Origin of the sequence: Roseospira marina, from assembly GCF_014197855.1 — a bacterium.
Taxonomy (GTDB): Bacteria; Pseudomonadota; Alphaproteobacteria; order Rhodospirillales; family Rhodospirillaceae; genus Rhodospira; species Rhodospira marina.
The window spans coordinates 40,049-59,546 of the sequence record NZ_JACIGJ010000018.1 but is presented as its reverse complement, the minus strand read 5'-3'; the positions used below and the strand labels follow the sequence as shown (position 1 = coordinate 59,546).

Here is a 19,498-nt window from a genome sequence, read left to right as displayed (position 1 = left end):
CCGACGATCTCGACTTCCTCACCGACCTTGATCACACCGCGCTCAACGCGGCCCGTCACCACCGTACCACGGCCCGAAATCGAGAACACGTCCTCGATCGGCATCAGGAACGGCTGGTCCTTCGGACGCTCCGGCTGCGGAATGTAGCTGTCCACCGCCTTCATCAGCTCGATGATCGAGTTCTTCCCGATCGTCTCATCGCCGTCCTCAAGCGCCACAAGCGCCGAGCCCTTCACGATGGGGATATCATCGCCCGGGAAGTCGTACGACGACAGAAGCTCGCGAACCTCAAGCTCAACCAGCTCCAGAAGCTCCTCGTCGTCCACCTGGTCCACCTTGTTCATGTACACGACCAGTGCCGGCACACCCACCTGACGCGCCAGAAGAATGTGCTCGCGCGTCTGCGGCATCGGCCCATCGGCCGCCGACACAACCAGGATCGCGCCGTCCATCTGCGCCGCGCCCGTGATCATGTTCTTCACATAGTCCGCGTGCCCCGGGCAGTCCACGTGCGCGTAGTGACGCGTCTCCGTCTGGTACTCAACGTGCGCCGTCGAGATCGTGATCCCGCGCGCCCGCTCCTCCGGGGCCTTGTCGATCATGTCGTAGGCCGAGAACGTCGCACCGCCCGTCTCCGCCAGAACCTTCGTGATCGCCGCCGTCAGCGTCGTCTTGCCGTGGTCAACGTGCCCAATCGTGCCCACGTTGCAATGCGGCTTGCTGCGGTCAAACTTTTCCTTCGCCATGGTCAGTCCCGTCCTTCCTCGAATCGGCGCGCGGCGGTGATATCGGCACGGCCCGTCAGCGAACATGTCAAAAAAGGCCGACGAGCGGGGCTCATCGGCCTTGGGGCGGCCCCGAAAGGGTTCCGTCTCCGCCTCGGCCCCCGGCGGCGCGCCGAAAACCGGACGGGGTTGGAGCGGGTGATGGGAATCGAACCCACACAACCAGCTTGGAAGGCTGGGGCTCTACCATTGAGCTACACCCGCACCCCGGGCTTCCCGCCGATGGGGCGGGAAGGGATTTGGTGGAGGGGGTTGGATTCGAACCAACGTAGGGTTACCCCGCCGGATTTACAGTCCGGTGCCTTTAACCACTCGACCACCCCTCCGTTCGGCGCTTCCCGCCCCGGCGGAGACCCCGCATAATGGTGATTTGCCGTGCTGTGTCAACGGGATTTTCTGCCCGTTTGCAGATCGCGGCGTCTGGCGCCTACGGCCGTGTCTGGCCGGTGCCGCGCACCTGGTATTTGAAAGTTGTGAGCTGCTCGACCCCCACCGGGCCGCGCGCGTGCAGCTTGCCGGTGGCAATGCCGATCTCCGCCCCCATGCCGAACTCGCCGCCGTCGGCGAACTGGGTGGAGGCGTTGACCATCACGATGGCGCTGTCGACCTCGTTGAGGAAGCGCGCGGCGGCCTCCGCGTTCTCCGTCAGGATGGCGTCGGTGTGGTCGGAGCCGTGCGCGGCGATGTGCGCCATCGCGTCGTCGAGCCCCTCCACCACCTTCATGGACACGATGGCGTCGAGATATTCGGTGTCCCAATCGGCGTCGACCACCGGCTCGGCGGAGGGCGCCAGCGTGCGCACCCCGTCGCAGCCGCGGACGGTACAGCCGGCCTCGTTCAGATCCCGCACCAGCGCGGGCACAATGTCGGCGGCGATGGCGCGGTCGACCAGGATGGTCTCGGTCGCGCCGCAAATCCCGGTGCGACGCATCTTGGCGTTGACCGCGACCGTCCGCGCCATGTCCAGGTCCGCGCCGGCATGGATATAGGTGTGGCAGAGGCCGGCAAGGTGCTGGAACAGGGGGATCCGGCTTTCGGCCGTCACCCGCTCGATCAGCCCCTTGCCGCCGCGCGGCACGATCACGTCGACGTACTCCGATGCCCGCAGCAGGGCGCCCACGGCAGCGCGGTCGGCGGTCGGGATCATCTGGCAGGCGTCGGCGGGCAGGCCGGCGGTGTCGAGGCCGTCCTGGATCGCGGCCAGGATGGCGCGAGAGGAATGGAAGCTCTCCGACCCGCCGCGCAGGATAACCGCGTTGCCAGCCTTCAGGCACAACGCGGCGGCGTCGGCGGTGACGTTGGGACGGCTTTCATAGATCACGCCAATCACCCCGATCGGCACGCGCACGCGGGCGATGCGCAGGCCGTTGGGCCGGTCCCAGGCCGCCAGTTCGGTCCCGACCGGATCGGGCAGCGCCGCGACCTCCTGCAGGCCCTTGGCCATCGCCTCGATGCGCGCGTCGGTCAGACGCAGCCGGTCGAGCATGGCGGCGGGCAGCCCCTTCGCTTCCCCCGCGGCGATGTCCAGGGCGTTGGCGGCCAGGATGGTGTCGATCTCGGCGCGCAGGGCCTCGGCGGCGGCGGTCAGAACCGTGTCCTTGGCGGCGCTCGGCGCGGTGGCGAGCGCGCGGGCGGCGGCCCGCGCCCGCCGGCCGATGTCGGTCATCAGGGCATCAACGTCGGCCACAGCGTCGGGCCCCGCCTCTTTGGGCCCCACCTCTTTGGGCCCCACCTCTTTGGGCGTTGCGTCCAGAGCGTCCATCATCCTGTCTCCGCACCATACGTCTTCATCAGGGTGTCGGTATCCCACAGGGTGCGCGCCCTGTCACTCACCTTGGCCTCCCCTTAGCCTCCCCTTGGCATCCACCGGGGATGGCAGGGTGAGGGCTCAGAACCGGTCCTTGCGGCCGCGCACCTCGGCCAGCACCGCCACCGGATCGGCGCCCGCCAATCCGAGCCGCGCCGCCAGAGCCGGATCATCGGCGCGCAGGAACGGGTTGGCGGCGGCTTCCTCCCGCAGCGTCGACGGGACGGTAGGCTGCCCATCCGCGCGCAGGCGGTCCACCGCGTCGGCGCGCGCGGTCAGGGCCGCGTTGTCCGGATCGACCGACAGCGCGAAACGCACGTTCGCCGCCGTGTACTCGTGGGCGCAAAAGACCCGCGTTTCCGGCGGCAGCGCGCGCAGCTTGGACAGAGAGTCCCACATTTGCGCGGGGCTGCCCTCGAACAGCCGCCCGCAACCGATGGAAAACAGGGTATCGCCGCAGAACAGCGCCGCCGAGTCTGCGAACCAATAGGCGATATGGCCCACCGTGTGGCCCGGCACTTCGAACACTTGAGCCACCTGCCGACCCACCGCCACGGTGTCGCCCTCCACCACCCGGACATCGATGCCGGGAATACGATCGGCGTCGCGGTCGTTGCCGACGATGGTGCAGCCGGTGGCGCGCTTGATGTCGCGGTTACCGCCGGTGTGATCATGATGGTGATGGGTGTTCAGGATGTACGTGATCCGCCAGCCCAGACGCTCCGCCGCCTCCAGCACCGGCGCCGCCACCGAGGGATCGACGGCGGCCGTCTCGTCCGTCTCCGGGTCGTGCACCAGATAGACGTAGTTGTCGTTGAGGACGGGCACTTGCTCTATGATGAGGCCGGCCATGGAACTCTCCCTCCGTTCGACGGTTGGCGGGCGATCGTTCCCCATATAGAGTCCAGGGACCGACCTCGCCAGGGCCCGCTTCGCCAGGGAAGGAGCGTCTGCATGCGCGCCGACGTCATTGACCTTCGCGATTTTTATGCCTCGCCGCTGGGCGAGCTGGCGCGACGTCAGATTAGCCGCCATGTGCGTGCGCTGTGGCCGAACGTGCGCGGGGAGCGCATTCTCGGGCTGGGTTTCGCCGGGCCGTATCTGGATGTGTTCGCGGAGGAGGCCGAGCGGACGCTGGCCGTCATGCCGCCCTCCCAAGGCATCATGCGCTGGCCAGCCCAGGGCACCAACCGGGCCGTGCTGGCCGACGAGACCGAACTGCCCTTCCCCGACTGCTCGATCGACCGCATCCTTCTGGTGCACGGGCTGGAGGGCCTGGAGCAGACCACGGCGGCCTTCCGCGAACTGTGGCGCGTGCTGACGGACGCCGGGCGGCTGCTGATCGTGGTGCCGAACCGGCGCGGCCTGTGGTCGCGGCTGGAGCGCAGCCCGTTCGCTTGCGGCCGGCCGTATTCCAGCGGGCAGTTGGAGGCCGTCCTGCGCGCCAACCTGTTCGCACCCGAGGCGCGGGGCGCGACGCTTCTGACCCCACCGTTCCAGTCCGCGATGGTGCAGTCGCTGGCGCCCGTCATCGAGCGGATCGGGTCCCGCTGGTGTCCCGGCGTCGCGGGCGTGCTGGTGACGGAGGCGGGCAAGCAGATCCACGCCCTGCCCCTGTCGCGCGAGCTGCGGCCGGCGCGCTCCCGGGAGTCGGTGGTCGCCCTGCCGGGTCTGCGGCCGGGCGCGGTCGCGGCGCAGCGTCGGACGGAGCCGCCGCCGATGGCGCAACCGCCCCGCCCGGTTCGGTGAGCCCAAAACAGGAGCGGGGCCGTCAGCCCGCCCGGATCTGCTGGATGAACTCCGCGACGTGCTGGCGCAGGGAATCCGCCTGCTGACCGAGTTCGTTCGAGGCTCCCAGCACCTGGCTGGCGGATTCGCCCGTCTCCCCCGCAGCGTGTGATGCGCCCTGGACGTTGCGGGACACATCCCGCGTGCCGTCGGAGGCCTGCTGTGCGTTGCGCGCAATTTCGTCCGTCGCGGCGCGCTGTTGCTCGATGGCCGAGGCGATGGCCGTTGAAATCGTGTTGATCTCCTCGATCGTGCCGCTGATCGCCCGGATGGCGTCCACGGACTGGGACACCTGACCCTGAATGGCGGTGATCTGCTGGCTGATGTCGCCCGTGGCCTTGGCGGTTTCGCCGGCGAGGGTCTTGACCTCCTGCGCCACCACGGCGAAGCCGCGTCCGGCCTCGCCGGCGCGCGCGGCTTCGATGGTCGCGTTCAGGGCCAGCAGATTTGTCTGATCGGCGATATCACTGATCAGGTCAACCACCTGGCCGATCTTCTGGGCGGCGCTGGCCAGATCCTCGATGACCCCGTTGGTGCGGCGCGCGTCTTCCACCGCCTTGCCGGCAATCAAGGTGGATTGGGACACTTGGCGGCCGATCTCGGCAACCGACGCGCTCAATTCCTCGGCCGCGCTGGAGACCGCCTGCACGCTGACCGACGCCTCCTCCACCGCGGCGGCCGCCGAGGACGACAACCCATTGCCTTTTTCGGCCGTGCTCGACAAAAACTCGGCGGACGCTTGCAACTCCGTGGCCGCGGACGACACCGTGTGCACGATCCCCTCGATGGACTTCGCGAACCTATCGGACACGTCGTTCAGCCTCTTGGCTTGGTCCAACTGCGCTTTTCGGCTCGCCTCCTGTTCGGCGGCAAGAGAATCCGCCTTGATCATGTTGTCCTTGAACACCAGGACGGTCTTGGCCATGGCCCCAAGCTCGTCGCCCCGGTCGGCACCGGGGATCGTGACCGCCTTGTCGCCGTCGGCCAACCGCCCCATCACCGCGGACAGGTCGAGGATCGGCTGAGACACACTGCGCACGATGAGCCAGCCGGTGCCCATGGCGAGCGCCACGCCGACGGCCCCCAGGCCAACCAGGAACGCGAAGGCAAATTCGAACGCCGCGTCGCCGCTGGTGCTGGCCTCCTCAGCGCCGTCCTGGTTCAACTGAATCAGGGTCACGAGTTGGGCGCTGGCGTCGTCGAACGCACGCCGCGACTCCCCCTTGAACAGAGCGGCCGCCTCGTCGTTCCGGTTCTCCCGTGACAAGGTAATCAGGCGGACGTGAACGCTCTGATTCTGGCTCCACAAGCTTTTGAACGTGTTAAACAATTCACGCTCGTGGTCCGACGAGATCAGCGACTCGTACCGCTGGACTGTGGATTCAATGGCCGCGTCCAACCTGTCCAGTTCCACGTCCGCCGCCGCCATTGCCGCGGAATCCAACGACATGACATGCATCCCCTCGGCGATGCGATAGTCGCTGGTCTGCGTGTTGAGCCGGCCAATCACCCGCACACTCGGCAGCCAGTTATCCGTGATGACGGTCGACTTATGGTTGATTTCAGACATCTGAAACAGCGAAAAGCCACCAAAACACACGATCACGAGGCTGACGACCGCAAACGCGCCAATGAGTTTTTGCTTGATTGAAAGAGAGCCCATGTTCCCTGCTCCACCGTGCAAACGGGGGCACGGCACGCCCCCGGACACCCGCCATCGCTAGTCATCGCGGTTTGGCAACGAGTTGGAGAGAATTTCACAGCGCTCCTTAATTTTCTATTGCTTGGGCAAAGCTCGTAAAACGGGTGCGCGCCCCGCGCCACGCCGTGAAAGGCCCCGTGAAAGGCCCCGTGAAAGGCTTTGTGTGGCCGGCCCCACCGGTCTGTTTTGTGTCCCCGCTCTTTCCTGTGCTGTCAGGGATCCGAAGGGCCGATGTCCGTCGGCGTCACCGGGCCCCCGAGGACTCCAACACGCCCCGCCGCAACTCGTAGAGGGCGACCGCACAGGCGTTGGACACGTTCAGGCTCTCGACCGCCCCGGCCACCATGGGCAGCCGCGCCAGATGGTCGCAGCGATCCCGGGTCAACCGCCGCAGCCCGCTCCCCTCCGCCCCCAACACAAGGGCCAGCGCTCCCGTCAGGCCGGCGCCGGCCAGGGTCGCGGGGGCGTCGGCATCGAGCCCCACGCTCCAGAAGCCCCGGTCGCGCAGATCGTCGAGGGCCCGGGCCAAATTGGGCACACGCATCAACGGGACCCGCTCCAGCGCGCCCGACGCCGCCTTGGCCAGCGCGCCCGTCTCGGCCGGAGCATGCCGGTCCTGGGTGATCACCGCCCGTGCCCCGAACGCTGCGGCCGAGCGCAGAATGGCGCCCACATTGTGCGGGTCGGACACCTGATCCAGAACCACCACCACCGCGGACTCTCCTGGGGCCGCGAGCGCCAGGTCGCCGATATCCGCGTCGGGGAGCGGCCCGACCTCCAGCGCGAGGCCTTGGTGCACCGCCCCGGGCGGCAGCAAGCCCTCCAGGGCGCCCCGGTCGGCCGGCTCGATGCCCAGGCCGCGCGCCTCGGCCAGCGCCGTGACACCGGGAGCGGTGTCCGCCGTCGCCCACAGGCGGCGCACGGGGCGGTCCGGATTTTGCAGCGCCGCAACCACGGGATGGCGGCCGTAGAGGCGCATGACGCCATCGCCATGCCCGGGCCCACGCCCGGCGCGCGGCGGGCGGGCGCCTTTCCGCGGGTTCGGGCGCGGGGACGTCGGGTGGGCGCGGCGATCAGAGCGAGACGACGGAGACATGGCGAATCCTGGCAACGAGACGGGCAACCGGTGAGGGGCGAGCAGGACGGCAGACGAAGGCCGCATGGGGCACCGATAGCATGGTCCGGGTCATCGGGGGCAGAGGGAACCGCCCCGGGACTCGCGGGGACCGCCGCCGGATTCGGGACGTCCTCCGCGCCCGAACGCCGTCGCAGGTGGACGCGCCGTTGAAACCGCCCCCAAAACGGCGGTACGGTGCCGGTCGCGTGCCCTGGTGCCGCACCGGTCGTGACGGATGCGCCCACCAGCCCCATAGTCCTACTCCGTATTGTGTGTCCGCGCCGGTCCGGTGGAGTGCGCGTACTCTGACCCTACCCGCGAACGGACCCGGCATGCTTGGCTCTGCTATCGCGCCCCGGCTACTCCCACACAGGAACTGACGCCCCATGAAAACTCGGTTTTTCACGCATGCCCCCCTTTCGACGGCCCTTCGGCGGACCGCTCTGGCCGGCATGCTGGCCGTCACCCTTGCGGCATGCGGCGACGCGGAAAGCAAGCAGGCGGAGTACCTGGAGCGCGGCAAAGATCTCTTCGAAGCCGGAGACTATGTCCGGGCGAGTGTCGAGTTCCGCAACGTCCTGCAAATCGATCCCAAGAACGTCGAAGGCCGCTACTACCTTGGTTTGATCTCTGAGGAGAACGGCAACTATCAGGCCGCCTTTCAACAGTTCAAAGCCGTCTCGCAACTCGATGAAACGCACGTGCAGGCCCGTCTGCACATCGCCCAATACCTGCTCGTCGGCGAACAGACGGCCCGCGCCCGGGCGCTGTATCAGGAGCTCGTGGCGTTGGCGCCCGACGACCCGGAGGTCATAACGCTGGGGGCCGGACTGGCGCTGCAGGAGGGCAACCTCGACGAGGCCGAGACCCTGGCGCGGCGGGCCCTGGAGGCCGATCCCGCCTCGGGCGGGGCGGTGTCTGTCCTGGCCGGCGTCCTGACCAAGCGCGGCGACCTCGACGCCGCGATCACCCTTGTGGACGATGGGCTGAAGCGGTCACCCGACAATCAGACGCTGCGGCAACTCGACCTGAGCCTCTTGATGCAGGCCGGCCGCCCCGACGAGGCCAAGGACGGATTCCGCGCCTGGATCGCCAGCACACCGGAGTCGTTCGGGCCACGGTCCGACTTCGCCCGATACCTCGTGAGCCTGGGCGACGTCGAGACGGCCAAGGGGGTCCTCCGTCAGGCCATTGAGGATGGCGTTGGCGGCAGCCAGCCGCGCCTGACCCTGGCGAACCTGCGCCAACAGACCGAAGGCGTGGACGCGGCCGTTGAGGAGCTGGAGGCCGCCATCGCCGCCCATCCCGACACCACGGACTACCGGTTCGTCCTGGCGGAGCGCCTGCACCAGGCCGACCGACTGGACGAGGCCCGCACGACCCTCCGGGGCATCATCGACCAGCACGGCACCGATGAGGACGGCCTGAAGGCACGCACCGCGTTGGCGCGCCTGGAAGTAAACGACGGCAACCGCGACGCCGCCCAAGCCCTGATCGACGACGTGCTTGCCGTGGACGCGGAAAACACGGGCGCCCGCTTTGTCCAGGGGGCCATGAATGTCAATGACGGGAACTTCGAGGCCGCGATCTCGGATCTGCGGACCGTCCTGCGCGGCAATCCGGAAAATGTGGACGCCCTGCGCCTTCTGGCGCGGACCGAGCGTGCGCAGGGCGACGAAGCCCTGGCCTTGCAGACCTTGACGCGCCTGGTGGAGATCGCCCCGGCGGACGTGGCCGCGCTGGAGGAACTCGCCGCCCTGCAGGATCGCCAAGGCAATCCGAGCGCCGCGATGGACACCCTTGATCGGGCGCTCGCCATTGCACCCAACGCGCCCCGGCTGCTGGCCGCCAAGGCCACCTTGGCCACCCGCGAAGAGGCCTGGACCGAGGCCGAGGCGGCGATTTCGACGCTGGCCGAGGTCCCCGAACAGGCGGATCAGGCCCGCCTGCTCCATGCCCGTCTGCGCCTTCAGCAGGGCCGTTACGACGAGGCGTTCGACGATTTCGAGGCGGTTCGGACCGCCGTGCCCGACTCGACCGCGGCCGCCAGCGGGGCCGTGACCGCGCTGATGGCCGCCGGGCAGACCGACCGCGCCCTGGCGTATGTTGCCGGCTTGCGGGCGGCCCAGCCCGACAGCCCCTTCCTGGCCACGCTGCAGGGCGAAACCCTGGCCCAGGCCGGCGACGGGGACGCCGCCGCCACCGCCTTCCGCGAGGCCATTGCGCTGCGAGCCGACGCCCTGCCGGCCTATCTGGGCCTCGCCCAGGTGCAGGGGGCGCAGAATGACCGCGCGGCGCAAATTGCGACCCTGCGGGCGGGGCTGGACGCGCTGCCCGATAACCCGGCCCTGCTGCTTGATCTCGGCGGCGCGCTGACCGCCAGCGACCAGAACGCGGCAGCGCTGGACGTGTTCCGCCAGCTCGCGGACCTTCAGCCGCGCAACCCTCTGGTGATTAACAACTACGCGTCGCTTCTCGTCGCCCTCGAACCGGACAATACGACTGCGGTGCAGGAGGCCTGGAAGCGCCTTGAGCCCTTGCAGAGGACCGAAAATCCCTATCTCCTCGACACCATCGGGGCCGTTCTGCTCCAACTCGGGGATGCCCGACAGGCCCAGGCCTATTTGGAGCGTGCGGTCGCCCTCAAGGACGACATGCCCGAGGCGCATTATCACCTAGGGCTGGCGCTGCTTGACCTCGGGAACGCCGCCGATGCCGTGCCCCATCTGGAGCAGGCGGTCAACGCGCCGGCCGCATTCCTCGGCAAGGCGGAGGCCCAGGCCGCCCTCGATCGGGCCCGCCAGCAAGCCCAGACCGCTCCGAACTGACCGATCCCGGTCGCCCGCCGCCCCCCCCGCCTCATCGCGCAGCGGGGGGGGGCTTACGCGCATCCCGGGTCACCGATGGCCCGTGCTCCGTTTCCGTCCCGTGAAATTCTGTGCTGCGCGTGCGAAGGCCCGCTTGATGCCCAGGACAAAGCCGTATAGTTTTTAAATGGAAACAAGGATTTGCCCAACTTTAAGCGGGAGATTCGACGTTTGCCGGAACTTCGTGTGATCGACGCGCCTCGGTTCGGGCGCGCCCGCTCTGCCCGCCTGACCCCAGACGACTTGAGCTCAGACGACCTGAGGTCAAACGACGTGGGCCCAGACGCACGGACCGGGGCGAAACCCGCCGACCCACCGTGACCTGACATGCCCCGATCCGATCCCCAACACGCCCCGTCCCAGCGACGCCGGATGCTCTCCCTGGGCATGAGCCGCGCCCTGTTCGTCGCGGCGACGCAGGCGACCGACGTTCTGTCGTTCGTCTTTGGCGCGTATTTGGCCCATTCGATCCGCTTTGGATCCGATCCCTTCCAGAGCCTGGAAGTGGGGCCGGTCATCCTCTCCGTGATCCTCGTCCTGCTCGTCTTCCCGACCGCACGGGCGACCGGCCTGCCCGCCCTGGAGAACCCGTGGCGCGGCGTGAAGCGGATGTCGCAGGCGTTCGCAAGCGTGTTCGTCGTCCTGGCCATCATCGGGTTCAGCCTGCAACAGACGGAACAATTCTCCCGCCTCTGGGTCGTCAGTTGGATCGTCGCAACCTATTTCAGCCTGCTGTGCACGCGGGTTTGGTGGTCCGGGTTCCTGAAACACGGCATCGACAGCGGCTATCTGCGGGAACGCATCGCCCTGATTCACGGCCGTGACCAGCGATACCTGGACGCCATCATCGCGGATCTCAGGGCGCACGGGTTCGAAATCGACGCCTTGGTGCCGCTTTATCCCGAGGCGCCCGCCGCCGTTGCCCTGGACAGCGCGCCCACGGGGTCCACGCCCCGCCGGTTCGACGACCTGACGGATTTCGTGCACCGCTTCGGGACGGACGCCAAGACCGACCGGGCGCTGCTGATTCCCGACACGAACACCGGGATGACCCTGCACCAGATCGCAGCCGACCTGCGCATGATTTCGCTGGACGTCGACGTGATCCCCTGCGGCTACGATCCCTCCCTGCTCGGCCGCATCCCGCGGCTGGCCGGCCGCATCCCCGTGGTCAACCTGATGACCCGGCCCCTGTCGGATGCAGACGTGTTCGTGAAACGCACGGAGGACCTGATCCTCGGGGGGCTGTTCCTGATCCCGCTGCTCCCCGTTTTGGCGCTGATCGCCCTTCTGGTGAAGCTCGACAGCCCGGGCCCCGTGCTGTTCGCGCAATCGCGCGCCGGGTTCAACAACGTGCCCTTCCGGATCTACAAGTTCCGGTCGATGTACGTGCACGATGACCCTCATGTCCGTCAGGCCACCCGCGACGACGACCGCATCACCCGCGTCGGGCGCGTCCTGCGACGGACCAGCCTCGACGAGTTGCCGCAGCTGTTCAACGTGATCCGGGGCAGCATGTCCCTGGTCGGCCCACGCCCGCATGCGCTGGCGCACGATCGCGAGTATACTGAGATGATCGGGACGTACATCGCGCGGCACCGCATGAAACCGGGCCTGACCGGTTGGGCGCAGGTCAACGGGTGGCGCGGAGAAACCGACACCCTCGAGAAGATGCTAAAACGGATCGAGCACGACCTGTACTATGTCGATACATGGTCGTTATTCTTTGATCTGAAGATTATTGTCCTGACATTGCGCGTACTGTACCATCGTAACGCGTACTGATCCGTGCGGCACCTGGGCAAGTCTTGCCCCGCCGCCCCGCACCCCGGGCCGGTCACCGGCGCGCTCCCGGTCCGCCGCCGTACCCGCCATCGTCACCGCCACCGAAGGGTGGCTCCACGGAGCCTTGCCCTATTTGGGAGTCTTTTCATGCGTGTCGCGATTTTCGGACTGGGCTATGTCGGGTTCACGGCGGCCTGCTGCATCGCCCACGAGGGCCACACCGTCCTCGGCGTCGATGTCAGTGAATCCAAGGTGGCCGAGATCAACGCGGGCGTTCCGCCGATCGCCGAGCCCGGGGTGGCCGAACTGTTGACCGAGGCCCGCGCCGCCGGCCGGCTGAGCGCGACCACCACGATCGGCTCCGCGCTGGAGGAGATCGATCTGGCGATCGTCTGCGTCGGCACGCCCAGCGCCCCGGACGGCTCGCAGAACCTCAGCTACATCGCCGACGTCTCCCGCCAGATCGCCGCTGCCACGCGGCCGGGGCGCAGCCGGCCGCTGACCGTCGCCTACCGCTCCACCCTGCGGCCGGGCACCATGACCCGCGTGGTCGCGCCGGTGTTCCGCGCCCATCTGGGCGAGGCGTTCGCCGACACCGTGGAGTTGGTCTACAACCCGGAATTCCTGCGCGAGTCCTCCGCCGTCAAGGACTACTTCAACCCGCCCAAGATCGTCATCGGCACCGCCGACGGCCAGCCATCGGCCACCATGGACGCCTTGCACGCCAATCTGAACGCACCGGTGTTCGTCACCGCCTATGGCGAGGCGGAGTTCACCAAGTTCGTGGACAACACCTGGCACGCGGTCAAGGTCGCCTATGCCAACGAGATCGGCCGGGTGTGCCAGCAGCTCGGCATCTCCGCCCGCACGGTGCACGAGATCTTCGTATCGGACACCAAGCTGAACATTTCCCCCTATTACACCCGGCCGGGCGGGGCGTTTGGCGGCTCCTGCCTGCCCAAGGATGTGCGCGCCCTTCAGTTCATCGCCAACGACATCGGCGCCAACACCCATGTGGTGGACAGCCTGTTGCGGTCCAACGAGGCCCATAAGAACCATCAGCTCCAGTCGGCAACCCGCGATCTGGCGCCGGGCGCCCGCGTCCTGCTGGTCGGGCTGGCGTTCAAGGCCGGCACCGACGACCTGCGCGAAAGCCCGGGCGTGGATCTGGCGCGGAAACTCCTCGACGCCGGATTCGCGCTGTTCGTGCACGACCCGGCGCTCGACCCGCGCAAGCTGGTCGGCCAGAACCTCGGCTACGCCTATGCCCACCTGCCGAGCATCGACCGCCTGCTGGTCGACCGCACCGCCGCGGAACAGGAGAACTGGGACCTCGTGATCGCGACGAACCGGCTGATCGACGACCTCGATATGACCGGGCGAACCGTCGTCGCCCTGGACGTGATCCCCTAAGGACCCGATTCCCCAAAAACGCGCCCGCTCACGACGCGACCCTGGACACACGGAGCCCCCCTTGACCACACCCCCGCACCCGCCGGTCGGCCCGCCCCTGACGCGCGCCGATCTGGAGCGCGACCGCCCGCTCGACGGGCGCCGTGTCCTGATCGTCGTAGAAAACCTGCCGGTGCCGTTCGACCGCCGGGTGTGGATGGAGGCGCGGACACTGGCGGCCGCCGGCGCCCGCGTCACGGTCATCTGCCCGACCGGCAAGGGCTATGAGACCCGCGACGAGGTGCTGGAAGGCATCCGCGTCCTGCGCCATCCCCTGCCGCTCGACGCCAAGGGGGCCGTCGGATATCTGCTGGAATACGGCGCGGCCCTGTTCTGGGAAACGGTGCTGGCGTGGCGCGTCTGGCGGCGCGACGGCCTGGATGTCATCCACGGCTGCAACCCGCCGGACCTGATCTTTCTCGTCGCCCTGACGCTGCGGCCCTTCGGCGTGCGCTACCTGTTCGACCACCACGACATCAATCCGGAGCTGTACGAAGCCAAGTTCGAGCGGCGCGGCCCGTTCTGGCGCCTGATGGTGCTGTTCGAACGCCTGACCTTCGCCGCCGCGCGGGTGTCGATCGCCACCAACGACAGCTATCGGGCCATCGCCATCAAGCGCGGCCGCATGAAGCCCGAGGATGTCTTCGTCGTGCGCTCCGGCCCCGATCTGTCGCGTGTCAAGGCGGTGCCCCCGGTGGACACGTGGCGCAACGGGCGGCGCTTCCTGGTCGGCTATGTCGGCGTCATGGGCCAGCAGGAGGGCCTCGACCTGCTTCTGGAGGCGGCACGCCTTCTGGTGCAGGAACACGGCCGCGAGGACATCCAGTTCGTGCTGGTCGGCGGCGGCCCCAGCCTCGACGACATCCGCCAGATGGCCGAAACGATGGGCCTGGCCCCCTACGTCACGCTGACCGGGCGCGCGCCCGATGCCGACCTGTTCGCGGTGCTGTCCACCGCCGATGTCTGCGTCAACCCGGACCGCGTGAACCCGATGAACGACAAGTCCACCATGAACAAGATCATGGAGTACATGGCGCTGGGCAAGCCGATCGTGCAGTTCGAGGTGACGGAAGGCCGGGTGTCCGCCGGCGAGGCCTCGCTGTACGCCGCCCCCAACGACCCGCGCGACATGGCGGCCAAGATCGCCGCTCTGCTCGACGACCCGGAGGCGCGGACGCGCATGGGCACCATCGGCCGCCAGCGGGTGGAGGCCGATCTGTCCTGGGACCATCAGATCGCCCCTCTGGTGGCGGCCTATCGCCGTGTAACGGCGGACCTATGATACGGAACAGAAACGGGTCGGCGGTAACGGAGCGGGAGTAACGGGACAGCCTGTCACTGCGCTGCCCTACAGTAGGGCATAGACAATTTCCGGGCAGTCGAGGTAAAGTACTATCGGGTAGTCGGCGGCGCATTACGTTTCTCTGCCGTTTCATTCCGATAGGACTTCTAATATGGACAACACACCGTTAGAACTCGACAACATTATTGAACTAGAGCGGGAATTCTTCTCGGATATTTTGACGACGAACGCTAACATTACACCCGACATGAAAGCCGCTTTTCGCAACGAGACTATCGCGGAACGGCGGCAACGTTTGTGCCGCGAGCTGTATCAAGAGTTCGAAGGCCGCGTGATGGAGGGTCCGTTCCGAGGCCTCTTCTTGGAGCCGACGCCGGCCTGGAGCGCCAGCGACCAGTGCAGCATGCTCCTGGGCACCTACGAAGCCGAGGTCGTGGCGCTCCTGTTCTCCCCGGCGACGGCCCACCGCGATCACCTGGTCAACCTTGGGGGGGGGTGACGGCTATTATGCCGTGGGCGGGCTCACATCCGGACGGTTCAAGACTGTGGATTGCTTCGAACTGTGCGCCGATCAACGGGCTGTCATTGAAAAGACCGCGTCGCGCAACGCAGTGTCGGACCATTTGCGCATTCATGGCGAAGCCACGGACGACTTTCCGTCCGCTATTCCGGACACCGATTGGTCCCGAACATTGATTCTGTGCGACATTGAGGGTGAAGAGTTCCGCGTCTTTACGGATCGGTGCTTTAGCACCCTGCAACGCGCCGAGATCATCGTCGAGATCCACAAATGGATCGACGATTTCTGGGAGCATTATACGGCGTTCCTCAAGCGCGCGAGCCCGTACTTCGACATCGAACTCCTGGAGCGATCGACCCTCCCGGCGCGGACACCGAAGTTCTTGCACAACCTGCCGGACGACAATCGCCTCCTGATGCTGTCGGAAGGGCGGCCGAACATGATGCGCTATCTTCACCTTAAGGGCCGCGCCTGAGACCGGCACGATCGCACGGGCGGCCGACCGGGATAGGATCAGGCGATCCGGTGAATGATGCCCCAGGTCTGGATGCGCCCCTTCGCGCCGGGTTTGTAGGGGCTCGTCTGGCCCTTGTGCGCGCCCCACATATCGATCGCGTAACCGCCTTCGTCCGCCTTGTAGGTAAACGGCGTTCCCGCTTTGATGGCCTGAACGTGCACGTTGGCGTCCCAGGGGTCGCAGATGGTGGCGTAGTGGGTGCCCCGGAGCGACCGCACGGTGTCGATGACCGCCCAGTGCGCGCCGCCGGAATCCCAGTCCACGCCAATGATGATGGGGTTGACGGTCAGGGTGGGGCCGGGGGCCGCCGTGACCCCGACGAGGTCGATGATCTTCTGCGACGCCGGGCCGGCGGCCACCTGCGACCACATCCACTTTCCGCACTTCAGGCCGTTCAGCACCGTGACGAGGTGGTTGGGGTGCGTGCCGACCTTCTCCGGCTGGTACGTACCGCCGGACGCCTTGGAATAGGCGTCGTAGATGTCCTTGTTGATGTGCACCGCCTGCGCCCCGGGGGTGATCTTGTTGATCTTGAAGACGCACATCAGCACGCTGGCGATGCCGCACGACATGTTCGCCTCCTGGCCGAACACAAGGTGCATGTCGCCGAACCGGGTGAACCGACTGAACCAGGCCATGGGTCCTCCTCCCCAAGGACGGCGCGCCCAGGACCGCCGGCCTTCGTTCGGGCCCCGGCCGCCACGTCGATGATGCCCCGTTTCCAGAACGGCAACAAACCGAACATTGATCGCCCGATTCAACGTTTGAGGGCTCGAGTCCGCCGTCGCCGGCCCACTCTCCGGACTATTCGGGGGGCGATCCAGGGCACCACCCAAACGGCCACGGTCACACCAGCGAGCACGGCGGCCAACGGACGGCCGACGAACACCGCTGGATCGCCGCCGCTTTTCATGAGCGAGACCAACGCGGCCTCCTCCACCATGGGACCGAGGACGAACCCGAGCACCGCCGGCGCCAGCGGCAGCCGCGCGGCCTCCATTCCCACGCCCAAAAGACCAACCACCACGGTCACCACCAGCGCCGTCGTCGTGCCCTCGACGGCGTACACACCGATCAGGGCGAGCCCCAGAACCAGCGGCATCAGGATCGCATCCGGCACGCGCAGCAGCGGCCGCGCCAGGGCCATCGCCAGCAGCCCGGCCGGCACCAGCAGCAGGTTGGCCAGCAGATAGGCCAGCACGACGGCGGTCATCAGGGTCGGCTGGATGACGAAAACGGCGGGGCCCGGCGTCACGCCCTTCAGCATTAGAAGGCCGATCACGATCGCGGTCAGGGAATCTCCCGGCAGACCAAGCACCGTGGCCGGCACCAGGGCGCCGCCGATGGCGGCGTTGTTGGCCGCACCGGCCGGCACGATGGCGTCCAGGTCTGCGTCATCGACGTCCGCCGCCCCCCGCGCAGGGCGCCGGCGCCCTGCGGCGGCCCGCGCGAGATAGGCGGCCACGTCCGCCCCCGCCCCCGGCACCGCGCCCACCACCAGACCGACCGCGCTTCCGGTCGCCAGGGCCCGCCAGCGCCGGGCCAGAATGGGGCAGAGGCCGCTCAGCACCGGCCCCAGCGCTGTCGGCCGGGGTGCGTCCGCCGCCATGCCGCCAGTCAGGGCCTGCCGCAGCACGCGGGTGACGGCGAACAGACCGACCAGCACCGGCACCAACCCGAGCCCTCCGCTCAGCACCGCAAGGCCAAAGGTCAGGCGCGGCTGGCCGGACACCGGGTCCAGCCCAACCAGCGCCAGACTCAGGCCGATCAGCAAGGCCAACGCACCGCGCACCGGCGATGGCCCCGCGACGGCCGCTGCCGCGCTCAGCCCCAGCAGCGCCAACCAGGCGCGTTCCACCGTGCTCACATGCAACGCCAGCGTGGCCAGGACCGGCGCGCCGAGCCACAGCACCACGGCGCCCGTCACCCCTCCCAAGGCGGCGCACACCAGCCCCGCCGCCAGGGCGCGCCCAGCGTGGCCCCGCCGCGCCATCCGATGGGCAGCGTCGGCATAGGCCGCCGAAGCCGGCGTGCCGGGGATGCCCAGCAATGCGCCCGGCAGGTCCCCGGCCGCGATGGAGACCGCCGCCAGGGTCATCGCCGCCGCCAAGGCGGGCACCGGGTCGAGCGTGACCGCCACGGGAATCAGCAGCGCCATGCCGAGGGTCGCGGTCAGGCCGGGCAGCGCTCCGACGATCAGCCCGGCCAGCGCGGCACCCGCCATGGCCGCCAGCACCTGCGGCGTCAGCAGCAACGCCAGGGCGTCGGCGGTCACCGCCCCGTCGGCCCCAAGAGCGCCGAGACGCGGGGCAGTGGCCCGTTCGGGAGGGGGCGACCAAGCCCACCGTGCACCAGGCCGACCAGCAGCGCGGACACCGCCACGGCCAAACCGACGGCCCACACAGGCCGCCGGGTCTGCATCGCCAGCAGCGGCGCCAGCACGAGCCCCAACCCGATCGCCATGCCGAACGTCTCAAGCGTCAGCGCGACGAAGAGCGGAAGGCCGAGGGTCAGCGTGAACAGGCCCCACCGGCGCGAGGTGGGTAAGGATCCGGGGCAGGATGCGGAGCGAACCGCGCCGTCCCGCGCAGCGGTCGCGCCCCGCCGGACCAGGAGAAGAACGCCCGTCACCAGCAGGCCGACGCCGATTACGGTCGGCGCCACACCGGGCCCCATCGGCAGGTGGGGGAGCGGCGCCAGGGTGCGCGCGGCGAGGATCATGCCGCCCCCCGCCAGGATCGCCATCCCTCCGGCCACACGCTCCGGCCGAACGCCGGGGACGGTCATAGGCCCAGGCGGGGGATCAGCGTGCGCACGGCCTCCGCCTCCGCCGCCATAAAGGCCTCGAAGGCCGTCGCATCGCGCCATGCCAGCCCGAACCCACCGGCCGCCATGGCTTCGCGGAACGCCGGGTCGTGCACGATGGCGTCCATCGCCGTTTCCAGGCGACCCGCCACCTTTTCGGGCAACCCGGCGGGCCCGACCACCCCGCGCCAGGCACCCAGGGCGCGGGCCTCGCCCATCGTCTCGGCCACGGTGGGCACATCGGGAAACGCGGGCTGACGTTCCTCTCCGAACACGGCCAGCGCGCGCACCATCCCGGCCTGAAGCAGACCCCGCGCCTCGGGCAGCGAGCACGGCACCACCGCCACGCCCCCCGCCACCAGATCCTGCAACGACGCCGCCGCGCCTTGGCTGGGGATCATCCGCACCCGCGCCAGATCCACGCCCTCGGTCGCGAACAGGCTGGCGATGGCCATCGGCCAGGACCCGCCGCAGCCGCCGGCGCAGGCGACCGGATAGGTCTCCGGATCCGCGCGCAGAGCCTCCAGCGCGGCCGGCAGATCGGGCCAGGGCGCGTCCGCGCGCACCTGCACCGCCGCCGGATCGAAATTGTACTGGGCGATGGGGGTGAAGTCGGCGGGCTCGAAATCCGCCTGACCAAGCGCCTTGTAGTGCGCGAAATTGTAGAGGATGCCGAGGGTGTAGCCGTCCGGAGGGGCGTCCCGAATGGCGCGGATGCCGACCACGCCGCCGCCCTGGCCCTGATTGACGACCGTAAACGGCTGACCGAACCGCTCTTCCAGGGCCGCGGCCAAGAGGCGGCCGGTTTGGTCGGTGCCACCGCCCGCCCCCGAGGGCACGATCAGGGTGACCGGCCGTTCCGGCCATTCGGCGTGGGCGGTCCCAATCCCGCCGCTCACCACCGCCGTAAGGACGGCAACACACGCAGCCAGACGCGCGCCCCACCGGGCCCACCGCCGCTCCCTCTCCCCTGCCGACATGCCCGCGCGCCCCTCCCCCATTTGGTTCCCGACGTGGAAACCATGACGATAGGATGTGGGTCGCGACAGG

16 protein-coding genes and 2 tRNA genes are annotated in these 19,498 nt (G+C 68.3%); 7 read left to right on the top strand and 11 right to left on the bottom strand.

Features of this window, described 5'->3' with window-relative positions:
* From GGD82_RS17735 to gloB, 5 genes are all read right to left on the bottom strand, one after another.
* Positions 1-746 (bottom strand): elongation factor Tu (locus GGD82_RS17735; protein ID WP_184013316.1); only part of this gene is annotated, 746 nt, incomplete at its 3' end.
* Between the two features lie 169 nt (positions 747-915).
* Positions 916-989 (bottom strand) — tRNA-Gly (locus tag GGD82_RS17730).
* Positions 990-1,025: 36 nt separating this feature from the next.
* Positions 1,026-1,111, bottom strand: a tRNA-Tyr gene (locus GGD82_RS17725).
* 101 nt (positions 1,112-1,212) lie between these two features.
* A complete protein-coding gene (locus tag GGD82_RS17720; RefSeq protein ID WP_246163982.1) occupies positions 1,213-2,451 on the bottom strand; it encodes a glutamate-5-semialdehyde dehydrogenase in 1,239 nt (412 codons plus the stop codon).
* A gap of 222 nt (positions 2,452-2,673) precedes the next feature.
* Positions 2,674-3,444 (bottom strand): hydroxyacylglutathione hydrolase, encoded by a 771-nt coding sequence (gene gloB / locus GGD82_RS17715; RefSeq protein ID WP_150063549.1) that lies wholly within the window; start codon positions 3,442-3,444, stop codon positions 2,674-2,676.
* 102 nt (positions 3,445-3,546) lie between these two features.
* On the opposite strand from gloB, the gene GGD82_RS17710 reads away from it, so the two are divergent.
* Positions 3,547-4,341 carry a class I SAM-dependent methyltransferase gene (locus GGD82_RS17710; protein WP_150063550.1) on the top strand — a complete coding sequence of 265 codons (795 nt, stop codon included), beginning with the start codon at positions 3,547-3,549 and terminating at the stop codon, positions 4,339-4,341.
* A 22-nt stretch (positions 4,342-4,363) separates the two neighbouring features.
* Here the strand turns inward: GGD82_RS17710 and GGD82_RS17705 are convergent, their stop codons facing one another.
* Complete coding sequence (locus GGD82_RS17705; protein WP_150063551.1) at positions 4,364-6,043, bottom strand: methyl-accepting chemotaxis protein; 1,680 nt, start codon at positions 6,041-6,043, stop codon at positions 4,364-4,366.
* A gap of 283 nt (positions 6,044-6,326) precedes the next feature.
* Positions 6,327-7,061: a 23S rRNA (guanosine(2251)-2'-O)-methyltransferase RlmB gene (rlmB, locus tag GGD82_RS17700; RefSeq protein ID WP_311731983.1), complete on the bottom strand. Its 735-nt coding sequence runs from the start codon at positions 7,059-7,061 to the stop codon at positions 6,327-6,329.
* A 524-nt stretch (positions 7,062-7,585) separates the two neighbouring features.
* On the opposite strand from rlmB, the gene GGD82_RS17695 reads away from it, so the two are divergent.
* The 6 genes from GGD82_RS17695 to GGD82_RS17670 all read left to right on the top strand — a co-directional run bounded on the left by GGD82_RS17695 (position 7,586) and on the right by GGD82_RS17670 (position 15,601).
* On the top strand, positions 7,586-10,027 hold the full coding sequence (locus GGD82_RS17695) for a tetratricopeptide repeat protein (RefSeq protein ID WP_150063553.1): 2,442 nt from the start codon (positions 7,586-7,588) through the stop codon (positions 10,025-10,027).
* A 426-nt stretch (positions 10,028-10,453) separates the two neighbouring features.
* Positions 10,454-11,851: an undecaprenyl-phosphate glucose phosphotransferase gene (locus GGD82_RS17690; protein WP_184013315.1), complete on the top strand. Its 1,398-nt coding sequence runs from the start codon at positions 10,454-10,456 to the stop codon at positions 11,849-11,851.
* 147 nt (positions 11,852-11,998) lie between these two features.
* Complete coding sequence (locus GGD82_RS17685; RefSeq protein ID WP_150063555.1) at positions 11,999-13,264, top strand: nucleotide sugar dehydrogenase; 1,266 nt, start codon at positions 11,999-12,001, stop codon at positions 13,262-13,264.
* Positions 13,265-13,325: 61 nt separating this feature from the next.
* Positions 13,326-14,585: a glycosyltransferase family 4 protein gene (locus tag GGD82_RS17680; RefSeq protein WP_211364822.1), complete on the top strand. Its 1,260-nt coding sequence runs from the start codon at positions 13,326-13,328 to the stop codon at positions 14,583-14,585.
* 172 nt (positions 14,586-14,757) lie between these two features.
* Positions 14,758-15,105, top strand: a complete 348-nt coding sequence (locus GGD82_RS17675) for a hypothetical protein (protein ID WP_150063556.1) — start codon at positions 14,758-14,760, stop codon at positions 15,103-15,105.
* A gap of 46 nt (positions 15,106-15,151) precedes the next feature.
* Entirely contained in the window at positions 15,152-15,601 is a 450-nt protein-coding gene (locus GGD82_RS17670) for a hypothetical protein (RefSeq protein WP_150063557.1), read from the top strand.
* Between the two features lie 38 nt (positions 15,602-15,639).
* On the opposite strand, the gene GGD82_RS17665 is transcribed toward GGD82_RS17670, so the two are convergent.
* The 4 genes from GGD82_RS17665 to GGD82_RS17650 form a co-directional block, all read right to left on the bottom strand.
* Positions 15,640-16,281 (bottom strand): hypothetical protein, encoded by a 642-nt coding sequence (locus GGD82_RS17665; protein ID WP_150063558.1) that lies wholly within the window; start codon positions 16,279-16,281, stop codon positions 15,640-15,642.
* A gap of 119 nt (positions 16,282-16,400) precedes the next feature.
* The gene (locus GGD82_RS17660; RefSeq protein ID WP_150063559.1) at positions 16,401-17,918 is read right to left on the bottom strand and encodes a tripartite tricarboxylate transporter permease; all 1,518 of its coding nucleotides are present in this window, start codon (positions 17,916-17,918) and stop codon (positions 16,401-16,403) included.
* Positions 17,915-18,388, bottom strand: coding sequence for a tripartite tricarboxylate transporter TctB family protein (locus GGD82_RS17655; RefSeq protein ID WP_170284410.1), 474 nt, complete (start codon positions 18,386-18,388; stop codon positions 17,915-17,917). Before GGD82_RS17655 ends, GGD82_RS17660 begins: the two co-directional genes overlap by 4 nt.
* 38 nt (positions 18,389-18,426) lie before the next feature.
* Positions 18,427-19,428, bottom strand: a complete 1,002-nt coding sequence (locus GGD82_RS17650) for a tripartite tricarboxylate transporter substrate binding protein (protein ID WP_221240822.1) — start codon at positions 19,426-19,428, stop codon at positions 18,427-18,429.
* Positions 19,429-19,498: the final 70 nt, after the last annotated feature.